Source organism: Micromonospora sp. WMMD1128 (assembly GCF_027497235.1).
GTDB lineage: Bacteria > Actinomycetota > Actinomycetes > Mycobacteriales > Micromonosporaceae > Micromonospora.
This window is the reverse complement of record NZ_CP114902.1, coordinates 1,613,545-1,630,799: the sequence shown is the minus strand read 5'-3', so window position 1 is coordinate 1,630,799 and position 17,255 is coordinate 1,613,545. Positions and strand designations below refer to the sequence as shown.

General features: G+C 71.7%; 17 protein-coding genes, 1 tRNA gene and 1 pseudogene. 10 read left to right on the top strand and 9 right to left on the bottom strand.

Going from position 1 to position 17,255, the window contains the following annotated elements; genetic code table 11:
* The first annotated feature begins 133 nt into the window (after positions 1-133).
* From O7602_RS07860 to O7602_RS07835, 6 genes and pseudogenes are all read left to right on the top strand, one after another.
* Positions 134-937, top strand: a complete 804-nt coding sequence (locus O7602_RS07860) for a methyltransferase domain-containing protein (RefSeq protein ID WP_281587549.1) — start codon at positions 134-136, stop codon at positions 935-937.
* 107 nt (positions 938-1,044) lie between these two features.
* Complete coding sequence (locus O7602_RS07855) at positions 1,045-1,596, top strand: Uma2 family endonuclease (protein ID WP_281587548.1); 552 nt, start codon at positions 1,045-1,047, stop codon at positions 1,594-1,596.
* A 42-nt stretch (positions 1,597-1,638) separates the two neighbouring features.
* Positions 1,639-1,857 carry a DUF2945 domain-containing protein gene (locus O7602_RS07850; RefSeq protein WP_281587547.1) on the top strand — a complete coding sequence of 73 codons (219 nt, stop codon included), beginning with the start codon at positions 1,639-1,641 and terminating at the stop codon, positions 1,855-1,857.
* Positions 1,844-2,188 (top strand): annotated as a pseudogene (locus O7602_RS07845) (DUF3140 domain-containing protein); the annotation flags it as partial. The gene O7602_RS07850 and the pseudogene O7602_RS07845, both read left to right, overlap by 14 nt.
* Before the next feature lie 53 nt (positions 2,189-2,241).
* Entirely contained in the window at positions 2,242-2,991 is a 750-nt protein-coding gene (locus O7602_RS07840) for an SDR family oxidoreductase (RefSeq protein WP_281587546.1), read from the top strand.
* A gap of 12 nt (positions 2,992-3,003) precedes the next feature.
* A complete protein-coding gene (locus O7602_RS07835) occupies positions 3,004-3,381 on the top strand; it encodes a MerR family transcriptional regulator (protein ID WP_281587545.1) in 378 nt (125 codons plus the stop codon).
* A gap of 79 nt (positions 3,382-3,460) precedes the next feature.
* Here the strand turns inward: O7602_RS07835 and polA are convergent, their stop codons facing one another.
* From polA to O7602_RS07795, 8 genes are all read right to left on the bottom strand, one after another.
* Complete coding sequence (gene polA, locus O7602_RS07830) at positions 3,461-6,160, bottom strand: DNA polymerase I (protein ID WP_281587544.1); 2,700 nt, start codon at positions 6,158-6,160, stop codon at positions 3,461-3,463.
* Positions 6,161-6,267: 107 nt separating this feature from the next.
* Complete coding sequence (locus O7602_RS07825; protein WP_281587543.1) at positions 6,268-6,978, bottom strand: ABC transporter ATP-binding protein; 711 nt, start codon at positions 6,976-6,978, stop codon at positions 6,268-6,270.
* A complete protein-coding gene (locus O7602_RS07820) occupies positions 6,968-7,888 on the bottom strand; it encodes an ABC transporter ATP-binding protein (protein ID WP_281587542.1) in 921 nt (306 codons plus the stop codon). Before O7602_RS07820 ends, O7602_RS07825 begins: the two co-directional genes overlap by 11 nt.
* Entirely contained in the window at positions 7,881-9,035 is a 1,155-nt protein-coding gene (locus O7602_RS07815; protein ID WP_281587541.1) for a branched-chain amino acid ABC transporter permease, read from the bottom strand. Before O7602_RS07815 ends, O7602_RS07820 begins: the two co-directional genes overlap by 8 nt.
* On the bottom strand, positions 9,032-9,982 hold the full coding sequence (locus O7602_RS07810; protein WP_281587540.1) for a branched-chain amino acid ABC transporter permease: 951 nt from the start codon (positions 9,980-9,982) through the stop codon (positions 9,032-9,034). Before O7602_RS07810 ends, O7602_RS07815 begins: the two co-directional genes overlap by 4 nt.
* Positions 9,983-10,077: 95 nt before the next feature.
* Entirely contained in the window at positions 10,078-11,244 is a 1,167-nt protein-coding gene (locus O7602_RS07805; RefSeq protein ID WP_281587539.1) for a branched-chain amino acid ABC transporter substrate-binding protein, read from the bottom strand.
* A gap of 260 nt (positions 11,245-11,504) precedes the next feature.
* Positions 11,505-12,665 carry a hypothetical protein gene (locus tag O7602_RS07800; protein ID WP_281587538.1) on the bottom strand — a complete coding sequence of 387 codons (1,161 nt, stop codon included), beginning with the start codon at positions 12,663-12,665 and terminating at the stop codon, positions 11,505-11,507.
* A gap of 48 nt (positions 12,666-12,713) precedes the next feature.
* A complete protein-coding gene (locus O7602_RS07795) occupies positions 12,714-13,334 on the bottom strand; it encodes a response regulator (RefSeq protein ID WP_281587537.1) in 621 nt (206 codons plus the stop codon).
* A gap of 81 nt (positions 13,335-13,415) precedes the next feature.
* Between O7602_RS07795 and O7602_RS07790 the strand changes: the two genes are divergently transcribed.
* Together O7602_RS07790 and O7602_RS07785 are read left to right on the top strand one after the other, a co-directional pair.
* Positions 13,416-13,498: transfer RNA gene (locus tag O7602_RS07790), tRNA-Leu, on the top strand.
* A 48-nt stretch (positions 13,499-13,546) separates the two neighbouring features.
* The gene (locus O7602_RS07785) at positions 13,547-14,281 is read left to right on the top strand and encodes a transcriptional regulator (RefSeq protein ID WP_281587536.1); all 735 of its coding nucleotides are present in this window, start codon (positions 13,547-13,549) and stop codon (positions 14,279-14,281) included.
* 70 nt (positions 14,282-14,351) lie between these two features.
* On the opposite strand, the gene O7602_RS07780 is transcribed toward O7602_RS07785, so the two are convergent.
* Entirely contained in the window at positions 14,352-15,509 is a 1,158-nt protein-coding gene (locus tag O7602_RS07780) for a PLP-dependent aspartate aminotransferase family protein (protein ID WP_281587535.1), read from the bottom strand.
* Positions 15,510-15,611: 102 nt separating this feature from the next.
* On the opposite strand from O7602_RS07780, the gene O7602_RS07775 reads away from it, so the two are divergent.
* Together O7602_RS07775 and O7602_RS07770 are read left to right on the top strand one after the other, a co-directional pair.
* A complete protein-coding gene (locus tag O7602_RS07775) occupies positions 15,612-16,091 on the top strand; it encodes an Lrp/AsnC family transcriptional regulator (RefSeq protein ID WP_281587534.1) in 480 nt (159 codons plus the stop codon).
* 61 nt (positions 16,092-16,152) lie between these two features.
* The gene (locus tag O7602_RS07770) at positions 16,153-17,148 is read left to right on the top strand and encodes an LLM class flavin-dependent oxidoreductase (RefSeq protein ID WP_281587533.1); all 996 of its coding nucleotides are present in this window, start codon (positions 16,153-16,155) and stop codon (positions 17,146-17,148) included.
* The last annotated feature ends 107 nt before the right edge of the window (positions 17,149-17,255 follow it).

Genomic DNA, 17,255 nt, shown 5'->3' with positions numbered 1-17,255 from the left:
GGTCTCCGCGCCCGCATCCGCTGCGAAAGCGGAGATTTTGCGCGGTAAGGCGCCACGCCTGTCTCGTCCGTCACATCCGTCACACGCCGCCCCGCCCGCACCCCGGTGTCCGACCGGCCCTAGCGTGGACCGGGTGGACGACGACAGGGTGACCCGCCGGCGGGTCGGGGCCGCCGAGATCCGCCGCGCCAACCGCGGCTGGTGGGACACCGACGCCGACGCCTACCAGGCCGAGCACGGCGCGTTCCTGGGCGAGGTCGACTTCGTCTGGTGCCCGGAGGGTCTGCGCGAGGCCGACGCCCGGCTGCTCGGCGACGTCACCGGCCGGCGGATCCTCGAACTCGGCGCCGGCGCGGCCGCCGCCGCCCGCTGGCTCGCCGCCCAGGGCGCCCGGCCGGTCGCCCTGGACCTGTCCGCCGGCATGTTGCGGCACGCCGCGCACGCCGCCGACCGGACCGGGGTACGCGTACCGCTGGTCCAGGCCGACGCGCTGGCCCTGCCCTTCGCCGACGCCGCCTTCGACACGGTCTGCACCGCGTTCGGGGCGATCCCGTTCGTGGACGACTCCGCGGCGGCGATGCGCGAGGTGGCCCGCGTGTTGCGCCCGGGCGGCCGGTGGGTCTTCTCGGTCACCCACCCGATGCGCTGGATCTTCCTCGACGACCCGGGCGAGGGCGGGCTGACCGCCGTGCACCCGTACTTCGACCGCTCCCCCTACGTCGAGCAGGACGAACACGGCGCCGCCACGTACGTCGAGCAGCACCGTACCCTCGGCGACCGGATCCGGGAGCTGGTCGGCGCCGGCTTCCGCCTGCTCGATTTGGTGGAGCCGGAGTGGCCGGCCGGACACAAGGGGACGTGGGGCCAGTGGAGCCCGCTGCGCGGCCGGCTCTTCCCCGGCACCGCCATCTTCGTCACCGAGAAGCCGGCGGGCTGAGCACGTCGCACGCCCGGTGCGACGTCAGCATCGCCGTGCGGCGCTAGGCTCCTCGCATGAGCGCCGCGCCCATCCCGACATCACCTGGCCCCTGGTGTCCGGACCCGATGCGGCAGCAGCGTGCGGACTACACGCTTGACGACCTGCTCAACCTGCCGGACGACGCCCCCCGCGTCGAACTCGTCGACGGAGTCATCCAGGTGACACCCTCCCCCACCATGGGCCACCAGACCATAGTCGGCCTGCTGTGGCACTGGCTTCGGTCCCACGCGCCGATCCATCTGCAGGCGTCCCTGCCCGTCGGCGTTGGGCTCAGCCCCAACACCAGCCGGCAGCCGGACGTGCTGCTGTGCCGCGCCGGGCTGCCAACTGACCGTTTCCGGCTCCGACCGGCGGATGTCGTCCTCGCCGTGGAGATCGTCTCGCCCGGCACCCGGCGGGTGGACCGGTTCGCCAAGCCCGGCGAGTACGCCGCCGCCGGCATCCCGTTCTACTGGCGGATCGAGCAGGAGCCGGTGCACCTCTACGCGTACCGCCTCGGGGACCGGATCGGCCCGGGCGGCGAACGCCAGTACGAGCTGGTGACCGACGGCAGCGAGGTGATCGAGCTGACCGAACCGTTCGACCTCAAGCTGCCGATCGCCGAGATCCGGCCCTGATTCCTCTCGTTACTCGCCCCCGGCGGCGGGTAACCGCACGGCATGGCCGAGCAGGAGTTCCGCGCTGGCGACCACGTCTCCTGGGCCAGCCACAGCGGCCGGGCGCACGGCGTGGTCAAGGAGAAACTGACCGCGCGCACCCACGTACGCGGGCACCCGGTGAACGCCTCCCCGGAGCAGCCGCAGTACCGGATCGTCAACGACGACTCGGGTCGCGACGTCGCCCACCGACCGGAGGTGCTGCGCCGTGAGCCGCAGTGAGGATCCGGAGCAGACGTACCGGGAGTTCACCGACGCGGTGAACATGAAGCCGGCCGAGCTGACCCGCTGGTTGGAGACCGACGAGTCCAAGCACGTCGGCTGGCACAAGCCGGGCACGAAGGGCGGCGAGTCCGTCGGGCACGACTCCGGCCGCCGGATCGTGGACCTGCTGCGCCGCAAGCGCGACCAGCTCACCGCCGCCGACTACAAGCACATGCGCAAGGTGGTCGGGTACGTGCACCGGCACCTGGCCCAGCGCCCGTCCGGCGACGTCCGCGACACGAGGTGGCGCTGGTCGCTGATGAACTGGGGCCACGACCCGCTCAAGGGCTGAGGTCATGCCGCTTGACCCTGCCGCTGACGGCAGGGTCGGAGCATGGCGGTATGACACGCAGGACCCCACGCGTCGTCGTGGTCACCGGTGCGGGCACCGGCATCGGCCGGGCCACCGCGCAATCCTTCGCCGCCGCCGGCAACCAGGTCGTCGCGGTCGGCCGCCGGGCCGCGACGCTGGCGGAGACCGCTGCCGGCCGGCCCGGCATCGTGCCGCTGACCACCGACGTCACCGCGCCGGACGCGCCCGCCCGGATCGTCGACGCCGCCCTCGACCGGTACGGCCGGCTGGACGTGCTGGTCAACAACGCCGGGGTGGCCGGCGGTGGCGCCCTGGCCGACCTGGACGAGGACGCCGCGCGGCGGCAGATGGAGACAAACGTGCTGGCTCCGATCCGGCTGGCGCACGCCGCCGTGGATGCGCTCGCCGACACTCGCGGCGTGCTCGTCAACGTCACCACGTCCGTCGGGTCGCGCGCCTGGCCGGGCGCTTCGGTGTACGCGGCGGGCAAGGCGGCGCTGGACTCGTTGACCCGCAGTTGGGCGGTGGAGCTGGCACCGCGGGGCGTCCGGGTGGTGGCGGTGGCGCCCGGTGCGGTCGACACGCCCATCGGCGTGCACGGCGGCCTGTCGCCCGAGCAACGAGCCGCGATTCGGGACTGGCAGATCGCGCGCACCCCGGCCGGGCGGATCGGCCGGCCCGAGGAAGTAGCCTGGGCGATCCGGCGGCTTTGCGACCCGGAGGCGGCGTTCGTCACCGGCGTGGTGCTGCCGGTGGACGGGGGCGCGGTGGTCGCCTGAAGGGACGGGCGCATGCGGATCGGCGAGGTGGCGAGGGCGACGGGCTGCACGCCTCGTGCCCTGCGGCACTACGAGGAGCGCGGCCTGATCGTCTCGACCCGGGCGATGAACGGATACCGCGAGTACGACCCGGCGGTGGTGACGCGGGTCCGCAACATCCGCCACCTGCTCGACGCCGGCCTGACCCTGGACGACGTCCAGGTCTTCCTGCCCTGCCTGGACGGTGACGTGGCCGCCGCGCCGCCGTCACCGGCCGGGCTCAAGGTCGGCCGGGACCGGCTGGCCGTGTTGAACGCCCGGATCGCCGCCCAGGTCACCGTCCGGGACCGCCTGGCCGCCGCCCTGCACGCCGCAGCACCGCCCCCTCCCTCCCCCGTCCCCGGGCGTTGATCAAGGAGTTCGTGTCGTGCTCACGCACGCCTCGCGACGCAAACTCCTTGGTCGACACGGACACCGGGTGGGTGGTGGGTCAGTGGTCGGCGCTGTTCCAGTCGCGGCCCTCGCCGACGGACACCTCCATCGGCACCGACAGCGGGTGGGCCGCGCCCATCTCCTTGCGCACCAGAGCCTCCAGCGCCTCCCGCTCGCCCGGGGCGACCTCGAAGACCAGCTCGTCGTGCACCTGCAACAGCATCCGCGACCGCAGCCCCGCCTCGCGCAGCGCGCCGTCGACGCGCAGCATGGCGACCTTGATGATGTCGGCCGCCGAACCCTGGATCGGGGCGTTGAGCGCCATCCGCTCGGCCATCTCCCGGCGCTGCCGGTTGTCGCTGACCAGGTCGGGCAGGTAGCGGCGGCGGCCCAGGATGGTGGAGGTGTAGCCGTCCTGCCGGGCCCGGGCCACCACCTCGTGCAGGTAGTCGCGGACCCCGCCGAACCCGGCGAAGTAGTTCTCCATCAGCCCGCGCGCCTCCTCGGCGGTGATGCCGAGCTGCTGGGACAGGCCGAACGCGCTCAGCCCGTACGCCAGGCCGTAGTTCATCGCCTTGATCTTGCGGCGCTGGTCGGCGGTGACCGCGCCGACGTCGACGGTGAAGACCGAGGAGGCGGTCGCGGCGTGGAAGTCGTGCCCGGAGTTGAACGCCTCGACCAGCGCGTCGTCGGCGGACAGGTGCGCCATGATCCGCATCTCGATCTGACTGTAGTCGGCGGTGAGCAGGCACTCGTAGCCCTCGCCGACGACGAACGCGCGCCGGATCCGCCGCCCCTCCTCGGTGCGGATCGGGATGTTCTGCAGGTTGGGCTCGGTGGACGACAGGCGCCCGGTCGCGGCCACCGTCTGGTTGAACGTGGTGTGGATCCGGCCGTCGTCGGAGACCGACTTGAGCAGCCCGTCGACAGTCGACTTGAGCTTGGCCACGTCGCGGTGGCGCAGCAGGTGGTGCAGCAGCGGGTGCTCGGTCTGGGCGAAGAGCCACTGGAGGGCGTCGGCGTCGGTGGTGTAGCCGGTCTTGATCCGCTTGGTCTTGGGCAGGCCCAGCTCGGTGAAGAGGATCTCCTGCAACTGCTTGGGCGAGCCGAGGTTGAACTCCCGGCCGACCACCTCGTAGGCGCTCTGCGCGGCGGCCTTCACCTCGGCGGCGAAGTGGGCCTCCAGCTCGGAGAGGTAGTCGGTGTCGGCGGCAATGCCGGTGCGCTCCATGGCGGCGAGGACCCGCATCAGCGGCAGCTCCACCTCGGCCATCAGCCGGGCGGACTGCTCGCCGTCGCGGGACAGCTCGGCGTCGATCGCGTCGGCCAGGTCGAGCGTGGCCCGGGCCTGGAGCATCAGGTTCTGCTCGGCCGCGCCCTCGTCACCGAACCCGTCCAGGGTGAGCTGGCCGGTCTCCGGCGCGTCGACGCGCAGCTCCCGGTGCAGGTAGCGCAGCGCCAGGTCGGTGAGGTCGTAGGAACGCTGGTCGGGGCGGGCCAGGTAGGCGGCGATCTGGGTGTCGCGGGCGATGCCCCGAAGCTCCCAGCCGTGCGCGGCGAACGCCAGCACCGCTGGCTTGCTGTCGTGCAGCACCTTCGGGCGTCCGGCGTCGGCCAGCCAGCCGGCCAGGGCGGCGTCGTCGCCGGCGTCCAGCCGGCTCGGGTCGAACCAGGCCGCCGCGCCGTCGGTGGTGGCGAGCGCCATCGCGGTCACGGTGGCGGTGTGCCGGCGGTTGGGGCCGGTGTCGAGCGTGGCGGCCAGGCCGACGGGCGTGCCGGCCCCGCCGTGGGTGTCCAGCCAGCCGGCGAGCGCGCCCGGCTCGGTGAGCACCTCGCCGGCCAGCTCGAAGCCGGCCTCGGCCTCCGGCTCGACCGCCTCCAGGTATTGGTAGAGGCGGTCCCGCAGGATGCGGAACTGGAGCGTGTCGAAGACCTGGTGCACGGCCTCCCGGTCCCAGCCCTGCCAGCGGGCGTCCTCGGGACGCACCGGAAGCTCCAGGTCGGCGACCAGGCAGTTGATCTCGTAGTTGCGGATCACGTCGGCCAGGCGCTCGCGCAGGCTCTCGCCGGCCTTGCCCTTGATCTCGTCGGCCCGGGCCACCACGCCCTCGACACCGCCGTACAGGTTGATCCACTTGGCTGCGGTCTTCGGGCCGACGCCGGGGACGCCGGGCAGGTTGTCGCTCGTCTCGCCGACGAGCGCGGCCAGGTCGCGGTAGCGGTCCGGCGGGACACCGTATTTCGCCTCGACCGCCGCCGGGTCCATCCGGGCCAGGTCGGAGACGCCCTTGCGCGGGTAGAGCACGGTGACCTGGTCGCCGACGAGCTGGAACGCGTCCCGGTCGCCGGTGGTGATCAGCACGTCCATGCCCTGGTCGCGGGCCTGACAGGCGAGCGTGGCGATGACGTCGTCGGCCTCGTAGCCCGGCGCCTCCACCACCGGCACCCGCAGCGCCGCGAGGACCTCCTTGACCAGGCTCACCTGGCCCTTGAAGTCGGTCGGGGTCTCGCTGCGGCCGGCCTTGTACTCGGCATATCTGTCGGTGCGGAAGGACCGGCGGGAGACGTCGAAGGCGACCACGATGTGGGTCGGCTGCTCGTCCCGGAGCACGTTGATCAGCATCGAGGTGAAGCCGTAGACGGCGTTTGTCGGCTGCCCCGTGGTGGTGGAGAAGTTTTCCACCGGCAGAGCGAAGAACGCCCGGTATGCCAGGGAATGTCCGTCGACGAGGAGCAGGCGCGGCGTCGTAGCTGTCACGGCAGCGACTCTAGTCCGTACGCCCGACAAGCCGGGCCCGGCCGCACCGACGACGGCGGCCGGCCCTTCCCCGGCGTGGGGAGGGCCGGCCGCCGGCCGGTACGACCTCAGGCCACGCCGAGGTACGCGTCCTTGACCGCCTGGTCGTGCAGCAGCTCCTGGCCGGTGCCCTCCTTGACGATCCGGCCGGTCTCCAGCACGTAGGCCCGGTGGGCCCGGGAGAGCGCCTGCTGGGCGTTCTGCTCGACCAGCAGGATGGTGGTGCCCTGCTCGTTGATCCGGGTGATGATCTCGAAGATCTGCTGGATCAGCATCGGCGCGAGACCCATCGAAGGCTCGTCGAGCAGCAACAGCTTCGGGCGGGCCATCAGCGCCCGGCCCACCGCCAACATCTGCTGCTCGCCACCGGAGAGCGTGCCGCCGGCCTGCTTGCGCCGCTCGTGCAGCCGCGGGAAGAGGTCCATGACCATCTTCATGTCCTCGGCGATGCCGGCCCGGTCCCGCCGGGTGTACGCGCCCATCTCCAGGTTCTCGATGACCGTCATGCCGGGGAAGACGCCGCGACCCTCGGGCGCCTGCCCGATGCCCCGGATCACCCGCAGGTCGGCCCGCATCCTGGTGACGTCGGTGCCGTTGAAGACGATCGAGCCCTCGGCCACCGGGCGCAGCCCGGAGATGGCCCGCATGGTGGTGGTCTTGCCGGCGCCGTTCGCGCCGATCAGGGCCACCACCTCACCCTCGTTGACGTGCAGGCTGATCCCGTGCAGCGCCTGGATCCGCCCGTACAGCAGCGTCAGGTCCTTGATCTCAAGCAGCATCGGTCGGCACCCCCAGGTACGCGGCGATCACCTTCGGGTCCTCGCGGACCGTGGCCGGCAGGCCCTCGGCGATCTTCTTGCCGAACTCCAGCACCACGATCCGGTCGGTCACGCCCATGACGAGTCGCATGTCGTGCTCGATGAGCAACACCGTGGTGCCATTGTCGCGGATCTTCCGGATCAGCCCGAGCAGTTCCTCCTTCTCCGCCGGGGTGAAGCCGGCGGCCGGCTCGTCCAGGCAGAGCAGGCTCGGGTCGGTCGCCAGGGCCCGCGCGATCTCCAGCCGGCGCTGCTCGCCGTACGAGAGATTGCGCGCCAGGTCCCCCGCGCGGCGCTCGATACCGACGAAGCGCAGCAGTTCGCGGGCCTTCTCCCGGCCCTCCCGCTCCTCCCGCCAGTGCCGTGGCAGCCGCAGCATCGCGGAGATCACGCTGGTCTTGTGGTGGGCGTCCGCGCCCACCATGACGTTCTCCAGCGCGGTCATCTCCGGGAACAGCCGGATGTTCTGGAACGTGCGGGCGATGCCCGCCTTGGTGATCCAGCTCCGGCGCTTGCCGTTGATCCGCTGTCCGGCGAACCGGATCTCGCCCTCGGTGGGCCGGTAGACGCCCGTCATCGCGTTGAAGCAGGTCGTCTTGCCGGCGCCGTTCGGGCCGATCAGGCCGAGGATCTCCCCCTTGTAGAGGGTGAACGCGACGTCGTTCAGCGCCACCACGCCGCCGAAGCGGAGGGTGACGTGGTCGACCTCCAGCAGCGGCTCGCGACCGGCCGGCGCGGTGTCGCCCGGCGTCGGCTCCACCGGCGTGTCCGAACCGGACTCCGGCGGCGTGCCGACCGTGCTGCGCCCGTCGTCGGCGATGTCCCGCTCGCTCGTCGCGTCGCGCTCGCTGTGCATCTGCGGCTCACTCATTGGGCACCGCCTCCTGGGGAACCGCTTCCTTGCGCCGGTCGGCGAGCTCGGCCGCCCGCCGCCGGTTGGGCACCAGACCCTGCGGCCGGAAGATCATCATGATGATGACCACGAGGCCGAACACCAGGATCCGGTACTCGGCGGCGTCGAACTCCAGCCCGAGGAGGTCGCCGACGCCACGCAGCCACTCCGGCAGGTACCAGGTGACCGCGCCGCCGACGATGGCGCCCTTGATGTTGCCGGCCCCGCCGAGGATCACCGCGGCGAGCACCAGGATGGAACTCTCCAGCACGAACTGGTCCGAGTTGATGAACGTCTGCTTGCCGGCGAAGACCGCGCCGGTCAGGCCGGCCACCGCCGCCCCGATCGCGAACGCCCACAGCTTGTACTTGAACGTGGGCACGCCCATCACCTCGGCGGCGTCCTCGTCCTCCCGGATCGCCACCCAGGCCCGGCCGACCCGGCTGTTGGCCAGGTTCCGGATCAGCACCAGCACGACCAGGATCAGCGTCAGCATGAGCCAGTAGTACGGCCGGGAGTCGACCACCCCGAACAGCGCCTTGCCGTCGCTGCCGCTGCCCGGCGGGTGCGGGATCGCCGGAATGCCCCGCTGGCCCTGGAGAAGGCCGTCCTGGCGGGCCGCGTACAACCGGATCATCTCGGCGAAGCCGAGCGTCACGATGGCCAGGTAGTCACCGCGCAGGCGCAGCGTCGGGCCACCGAGGATCACACCGGAGACCATCGCCACCATCACCGCCAGCGGCACCGCCGCCAGCCACGGCCAGTCCGTGCCGAACCGGCTCTCCGGCGAGGTGAGCAACGCGACCGTGTACGCGCCGAGCGCGTAGAAGCCGAAGTAGCCCAGGTCGAGCAGGCCGGCGAAACCGACCACCACGTTGAGGCCCACGGCCAGCAGCACGAACACGGCGGTGTCGAAGAGCACCCCGGCGAAGTCCGAGCGGGTGGTGTAGAGGGCGAAGTACTCGCTGCCGATCGGGAAGCCCAGGTATTCGTAGAACCACTTGTTCGGCAGGATGTAGAGCAGCACGATCAGCGCCGCGATCGCCGCCCAGCGCACCTGCCTGGGCATGGCGGCCCAGCGGCTCGTGAAGCCCCCGGTCCGCTTCTTGTCCACGGTGGCGGTCATGCGCGCGCCCTCCCGAGAGATTCGCCGAGCAGACCGGTCGGCCGGAACATCAGCAGCACGATCAGCAGCACGAAGCCGGTGAAGTCCTTCCAGTCGCCGCCGAACAGGCCGGCGGCGTAGTTCTCCGCCACCCCGAGCAGCAGGCCGCCGAGCAGCGCGCCGCGCAGGTTGCCGATGCCGCCGAGCACCGCGGCCGAGAACGCCTTGAGCCCGATCAGGAAGCCGACGTTGAACTTGGTGTAGCTGAACCGCAGGTCCCACAGCAGCGCGCCGACGCCGGCCATCAGGCCGCCGAGCACGAAGACCAACAGGATGACCCGGTTCTTGTTGACGCCCATCAGGGCGGCGGTGTCCGCGTCCTGGGCCACCGCGCGGATGCCGCGGCCCAGCCGGCTGCGGTTCACGAACTGGTCCAACGCCACCATCATGACAAGCGTGACGCCGAGGATCACCAACTGGAGGTTTGTCACGTCGGCGCCGAAGACGGTGAACACCGGCTCCTGCGGGATCATCGTCGCCATGCCGAACGGCGCGCGGCTGGTGCCGATGCCGAAGGACTCGGCGAGCACGAACGAGGCGCCGATCGCGGTGATGAGGAAGGCCAGCGGCGGCGCGTTGCGCTTCCGCAGCGGACGGTAGGCCACCAGCTCGACGGTGACCGCCGTGGCGGCCGAGGCGACCATCGCCACCGCGAGACCGGCGACCACCGCCAGGATCAGCGGGCCGAGGGCCGGTGCGGGCGAGTTCTGGTCGTAGCCGAGGGCCTGCCAGGTCCACAGGGCGGTGAAGGTACCGACCATGAAGACCTCGGAGTGCGCAAAGTTGATCAAGCGTAGAACGCCGTACACCAGGGTGTAGCCGAGGGCGATGAGCGCGTAGATAGCGCCCTGCTCCAGCCCGGTGATGGTCAGCGCCGGGAAGTTCCCGAAGAGCTCATCGAAGTTCAAATGGGGGCTCCAACTGTGCGGCCAAGCCGTGCGGCCGGGAGAAACTCACTCCCGGCCGCACGCCTGGTGTCCCGTGACAGGACCGGATGAACCGGTCAGCTCTTGGGGATCTCGATGTCGGGGACGACCTTGCCCGCGTTCACCTTGAACGCCCACACGATGACCTGCGCCGGGTCCAGCTCGCCGGTGGACTCGAACTTGTAGGCCACGCCGGTCGCGTCACCGGTCTTGTCGTAGGACTTGATGAAGCTCAGCAGGTCCGCGCGGGTGCCCTTGCCGTCCTTGATGCCCGCCAGCATGATCTTCGTGATGTCGTACGACACGTCGGCGTAGGTGCCCGGCTCGGCGTTGTCGAACGCGGCCTTGTAGTCGGTCACGAACGAGCCCTTGGCCGCCGTGGCCGGGGCGCACGGGCAGGTCAGGATCGTGCCCTCGGCGACCTGCTGGCCGGCCACCTTGATGAAGTTGGCGTCGTTGACACCGTCACCGGCGACCATCGTGCCCTTCCAGCCCGCGCCCTTGAGCTGCTTGAGCAGCAGGCCGGCCTCGGTGTAGTAGCCACCGAAGAAGAGGACGTTCGCGCCACTGCTCTGGATCTTGGTGACCACTGCGGAGAAGTTGGTCTGCTTGACCTGGATCTTGTCCTCGCCCGCGACCGCGCCGAGGACCTTCTTCACCTCGTCCACCAGACCCGCGCCGTACGCCGACTGGTCGTCCACCACGTAGACCTTGTCGGCCTTCAGCACGTCCTTGATGTAACGGCCGGCGGCCGGACCCTGCGAGGTGTCGTTGCCGACGCCCCGGTGGAAGATCTTCCAGCCCTTGGTGCTCAGGCTCGGCCGGGTGGCCGACGGCGTGATGATCGGCAGGCCGGCCTCGTCGAAGATCGGGTCGGCCACCTCCGACTCACCCGAGAACGCCGGGCCGACGACGCCGACGACCTTGCTGTCGCCGGCTGCCTTCTGGGCCAGCGCCGGCGCCTTGGCCGGGTCACCCTGCGAGTCGTACTCCTCCAGGTTGACCTTGCAGTCCGCGTTGTCCTTGTTGTACTGGTCGATGGCCAGCTTGGTGCCGTTGCGCATGTGGATACCGAGACCCGCGGCGTCGCCGGTCAGCGGGCCGAAGAAGCCGATCTTCAGGTCGCAGGCGGCCTTGCTGCCGCCACCCGCGTCATCACCACTGTCAGCCTTGCAGGCCGCGCCACTGAAAACGAGCGCGCCGATGGCCACACCACCGAGCACCCGTGCGAGCTTCTGCCTCACGGCTCGTACCCTCCTCCGTCCGAAGGCCCGGAAACCACCCAGCGCGAATTGGACCTTGCGAGGGTTGGCCGGACCGACCGCGATCCCGGTCTGGGCCGGGACGTTATCCCACCGGCGGGTGCCGAAGGTAGACCTGAGAAGCGGGGTTGACCTAACCGTTACGTTGAGTGGCCGGATTCACAGCGGTGGTGTAACACACCGGGATCACCGGGGGGACCATCGGACATCCGACACCTGCCGGAAACACCCTGGTGAAAAGCTCAGGCGGGCCGCCACGCCCCCCGCGCCGACCACACCCGCGCCCGCACCCCGTCGTCCACCGACAGCAGGGCGACATCACCCGCCGCCGCCACCGCGACCGACCTGTCGTTACCCCACGGAACCGCCACCGGCAGCGCCACCGGCGACCACCGGCCACCGTCCGGCGAAAACCAGCCCGCCTCCGACGCCACGCCGGCCACCACGGCGAACGCGCCGTCACCCCGCGCCGACAGACCCCAGACCCGACCCGGCCGCTCCGCGCCACCCGGAACGTCGCCACCCGGCCGCCAGTCGTCGCCCTCGGCCACCCACGCGCCCAGGCCGTCGCCCCGCCGGCCCACCGCCACCGCCCGGTCGCCCACCCGGACCACCCGTTGCAGGTCCTGGTCGACGCCACCGCCGGGCAGCACCGCGCGCCGCCAGGCCGACCCGTCCGGCGACGTCCACACCGCCGCGTCCGTTCCGGTACGCCCCGACGGCAGCACCGAGCCCACCATGAGCCACCCCGACCCGGCCGCCGCGCCGTCGGCCACCCACGGCCGGCCCGCCCCGTCCGTGGCCAACCCCGGCACGCCACTCACCAGACGGAAGTCCGACCCGTCCGCCGACACCCACGCGGCCGCGCCGGTGGCCCGGTTCCCGGAGATCAACCAGCCGCCCGGCCCACCCACGACCCGGCCCACGTTCACCGCGTCCGGCCCACCGAACACCTCGAACTCCGCCGGCACCTCCACCAGCGCACCGTCGGCGTCCAGCCGCCAGGTGCTGATCCGGGGGTTGCCGTGCACCCCGCCGCTGCGGCCACCGACCGCCACCGGCCGCCCGTCCCGGCAGCCGACCGCGGTGAGCAGATTCTCCGGGCCGTACGGGCTGCGCGGCACCGGACGCAGCGCGGTCCAGGCACGGGCGTCCACACTCGACCACGCCGCCGGATGCGGGACCCCGTCGGCGTCCAGCACCGCGCCCACCACGAACCAGCGGCCCCCGCAGGCCGCGGCGTCCCGCAACGCCACCCGGCCGGAAAGACCCGACGGGAGCGGCAGATCGACCGGCTGCCAGGCCGGACGCAGCGGCTCGGGCGCGGGGGCGGGCGCCTCGGGCGCCCGGCAGGCAGCCACCAGCGTCACGAGCAGGCCGAGCACCGCCAGCGGACGTCGCATGGCGACAACCGTATCGATCGGAGGCGACGCCGGGAACCGGCCGCCGGGTCAGGAGGCGGGCTGCGCCACCTCGCCGCCGGCGGTCTCGGCGAGGATCCGCTCGGCGACCTCCTTCATGGTCATCCGGTGGTCCATCGCGGTGCGCTGGATCCACTTGAACGCCTCGGGCTCGGTCATCCCGTACGTCGTCATCAGCGCGCCCTTGGCCCGCTCCACGGTCTTGCGGATCTCCAGCCGATCGGTCAGACCGGCCACCTCCGCCTCCAGCGCGGCCACCTCGGAGTAGCGGGACAACGCGATCTCCACCGCCGGCACCAGGTCGCTCTTCTGGAACGGCTTGACCAGGTAGGCCATCGCGCCGGCCGCCCGCGCGCGCTCGACCAGGTCACGCTGGCTGAACGCGGTCAGGATGATCACCGGGGCGATGCGCGCGCCGGCGATCCGCTCGGCGGCGGCCAGCCCGTCCATGATCGGCATCTTGATGTCGAGGATGACCAGATCCGGCTTGAGCTCCTCGGCGAGCTTGACGGCGGTCTCCCCGTCGCCGGCCTCGCCGACCACCTCGTAGCCCTCCTCGACAAGCATCTCGGCCAGGTCCAGTCGGATCAGCGCCTCGTCCTCGGCGATCAGAACGCGCTTGCGCTCGGCATCCGTCTGCATCTCGCCCACGAGCCACTCCCACCATCGATCCCGGCACGGTCACCACCCATGCTCCCGCATGAGCGTAGTCGGGTACAGTTACCCCACCCCGCCGGGATGGTGGAACGGCATACACGGAAGTCTCAAACACTTCTGCCCGAAAGGGCTTGCGGGTTCGAATCCCGCTCCCGGCACTTCTTGTCATACACGTGTTCGAGGATGCTGCTGTGCATCCTCCCGAAATGCGGGCACGAGCCCGCGCCCTTCGCGCCCGGGGTCACAACATCCGTTCCGTGGCCCGCAGCCTCTCCCTGCCCTACACCACGATCTGGCACTGGTGCGTCGACCGGCCCGAACCGGCGATCTTCGGTAGCGCGGTCCGGTGCTTCCGTTGCCGCCCCGGCCAGGAAGGCCCACCCGATCAGGCTGCCTACGCCTACCTGCTCGGGCTCTACCTCGGCGACGGACACCTGGTCACCACCGACCGGACACCGGTGCTCCGGATCTACTGCGCCGACGCCTGGCCGAACCTGATCGAGCAGTGCGACGCCGCGATGCGCGCGGTCCCGGCCAACAAGGTGCAGCGCATCCAGAAGCGGGGTTGCGTCGCCGTGCAGAGCACCGCGCTCCACTGGCCGTGCCTGTTTCCCCAGCACGGGCCGGGCAAGAAGCACGAGCGCCCGATTGTCCTCACGGACTGGCAACGGATCATCGTCGAGGCACACCCGGGCCACTTCCTGCGCGGCCTGTTCCACTCCGACGGCTGCCGCTTCGCCAACCGGGTCGTCGTCCGCGGAAAGGAGTACGTCTATCCCCGTTACATGTTCTCCAACCGCTCCACCGACATCATGGCGCTCTGCCAGTGGGCCCTCGACCTGCTCGGTATCGCGTGGCGGATGAACCTGCCGTGGTCCCTGTCGGTGGCCCGGCGGGAGGCGGTCGCCGCGCTGGACCAGCACGTCGGCCCGAAGTCCTGACCGGACGGCACGCTGTGGGCAGGACGCCGGCAGCGTCCGGCGGCCGTTGCCCGCACCGCACCGGCACGCGTCAGAGCGACGCCAGCGCCCGCGCCAGGTCCGCGCGCAGGTCCTCCGGGTCCTCCAGCCCGACCGAGACCCGCAGCAGCGCGCCGCCCGGCTTGGCGTCGCCCTCGACCGGCCGGTGGGTCAGCGAGGCCGGGTGCTGGATCAGCGTGTCGACGCCGCCGAGCGAGACGGCGTGGGTGATCAGCGCGCAGGCGCCGGCGACCGTGGCCGCGGCGGGCGCGCCGCCGCGTACCTCGAAGGCGAGCAGGCTGCCGCCGCCGGACATCTGGCGGCCGACCAGGCCGGCCGGGTCGTGCCGGGACGGGTGGTGGACCCCTTCGACGGCGGGGTGGCCGGCGAGCCAGGCGGCGAGCTTCTCGGCGCCGGCCTGCTGGGCGCGGACCCGCAGCGGCAGGGTCTGGAGGCCGCGGTGCAGCAGGTACGCGCCGAGCGGGTGCAGGACGGCGCCGGTGACGGCGCGGACCTGGCGCAGCCGGGCCGCCCAGTCGGGCGCGCAGGCGACGACGCCGGCGAGGACGTCGCCGTGGCCGCCGATGCTCTTGGTGGCGCTGTGCAGGACGAGGGTGGCGCCGTGCCGGGCGGGTTGTTGGAGCACCGGGGTGGCGACGGTGTTGTCGACGAGCAGCGGGACGTCGCCGGCGGCGGTGGCGAGCGCGGCGATGTCGACCAGGTCGAGGGTCGGGTTGGCCGGGGTCTCGACGACGACCAGGGCGGTGTCGGGGCGGATCGCGGCAGCGACGTCGTCGGCGCGGGCCCAGGTGACCTCGGTGCCGAGCAGGCCGGTGGCGAGGACGTGGTCGGTGCCGCCGTAGAGGGGGCGGACGGCGACGACGTGGCGTTTCCCGTCGCGGGTGGCGGCGAGCAGGGTGGCGGTGAGCGCGGCCATGCCGCTGGCGAAGGCGACCGCCTCGGCGGTGCCTTCGAGCTGGGCGAGGGCCGTTTCGAAGCGGGCCACGGTGGGGTTCCAGAGCCGCTGGTAGACGGCGCTGCCGCCGGCCGGGAGGGTGCCGCCGGTGGCGAGGGTCTCGTAGTCGTTGCCGCCGTCGGCCACCGAGGGCAGGGGGTTGGTGGTGGAGAGGTCGATGGGCGGGACGTGGACGCCGAGGCCGGCGAGGTCGTCACGCCCGGCGTGCACGGCTGCGGTGTCCACGGCGGTCATGCCCGGAAGCGTCGAACATCCTCACACCGAAGGGCAAGAGAAACGAACAAGATTCTGGTGATCATGCTTTCGCCGTACGCATCTTCGGTGGAGGATGGCGGCATGCCTCTCGCACCGAATGATGTACGGCAGTTCTCCGGGCTGGACGACGTGGACCGCGCGATCCTGACCGAGCTGACCGCGGACGGCCGGCTGCCGAACAACGCGCTCGCCGAGCGGGTGGGGGTGGCCCCGTCGACGTGCCTGACCCGGACCCGGGCCTTGCGTGAGTGCGGGGCGATCCGCGGGTTCCACGCCGACGTGGATCCGGCGGCGGTGGGGTTGCCGTTGCAGGCGCTGGTGTCGGTGCGGCTGACCGCGCACGAACGGGCCGCGGTGGACGCGTTCCGGGCCCGGTCGGTGCGGCTGCCGGGGGTGGTGTCGGTGTTCCACGTGGCGGGCGCGGAGGACTACGTGTTGCACGTGCGGGCGGCGTCCGGGGACGCGCTGCGGGACTTCGTGCTCGACCATCTGGCGGTGGATCCGGCGGTCCAGCACACCCAGACCAGCCTCATCTTCGAGCAGGCCCGGGGTATGGGCTGACCCACCCGACGGAACAATTCCGGCAGGTGGCGGGTTGCACCAGGGCGTGATCGACGTACCGATGTCTGTTCTTGACCTTGCCCCGGTGGCCGCGACCGGCAGTGCCGGTGAGGCGCTGCGGCACACCACCGAGCTGGCCCGGCGCACCGAGGAGCTGGGCTACCGCCGGTTCTGGGTGGCCGAGCACCACAACATGCCGGCGATCGCCAGTTCGGCGCCGGCGGTGCTGCTGGCGCACCTGGCCGCCAACACCACCACGATCCGGTTGGGTTCCGGTGGGGTGATGCTGCCCAACCACGCGCCGCTGGTGGTGGCGGAGCAGTTCGGCACCCTGGACGCGCTGCACCCGGGCCGGATCGACCTGGGCATCGGGCGGGCGCCCGGCACCGACCAGGTGACCGCGTTGGCGCTGCGCCGCACCATGGAGGGCCTGTCCGCCGAGCACTTCCCGCGTGAGCTGGCCGACCTGATGAACTACTTCAGCGGCGAGGAGCCGGCGCCGATCACGGCGACGCCGGGGCGGGGGCAGTCGCCGCAGGTGTGGCTGCTCGGGTCGAGCGGGTTCAGCGCCCAGCTCGCCGGCCTGCTCGGGTTGCCGTTCTCCTTCGCGCACCACTTCAGCTCGCAGCACACGATCCCGGCGTTGCGGCTCTACCGGCAACACTTCCGGCCGTCGCGGTGGCTGGATCGGCCGTACGCGATGGTGGCGGTGAACGCGGTGTGCGCGGAGACCGACGAGCGGGCGGAGTGGCTGGCCGGGCCGGCCGGGTTGTCGTTCCTGAAGCTGCGCTCGGGGCGGCCGGAGCCGCTGGTGACGCCGGAGGAGGCGGCGGCCTACCCGTACTCGGAGCTGGAGCGGGAGTTCGTGGCGCAGCGCCGCGACGGCCAGGCGACCGGTTCACCGGAGACGGTGGCCCGGCAGCTCGGGGAGTTGCTGGAGCGCACCGGCGCGGACGAGTTGATGCTGACCGCGATGGTCTACGACGTGGCCGACCGGGTCCGCTCGTACGAGTTGATCGCCGAGAAGGTCGCCGGCGGCCTGCGCCGGGACGGCTGAAACACGCTCTTCATAGCCACGTCACCGCAGCGTCGCGTGGGGCGCATAACTTAGTCCTCGGTGGTGGTACGGCATTCCCGGTCGGGACGGGTCGGGAATGCTGCGGT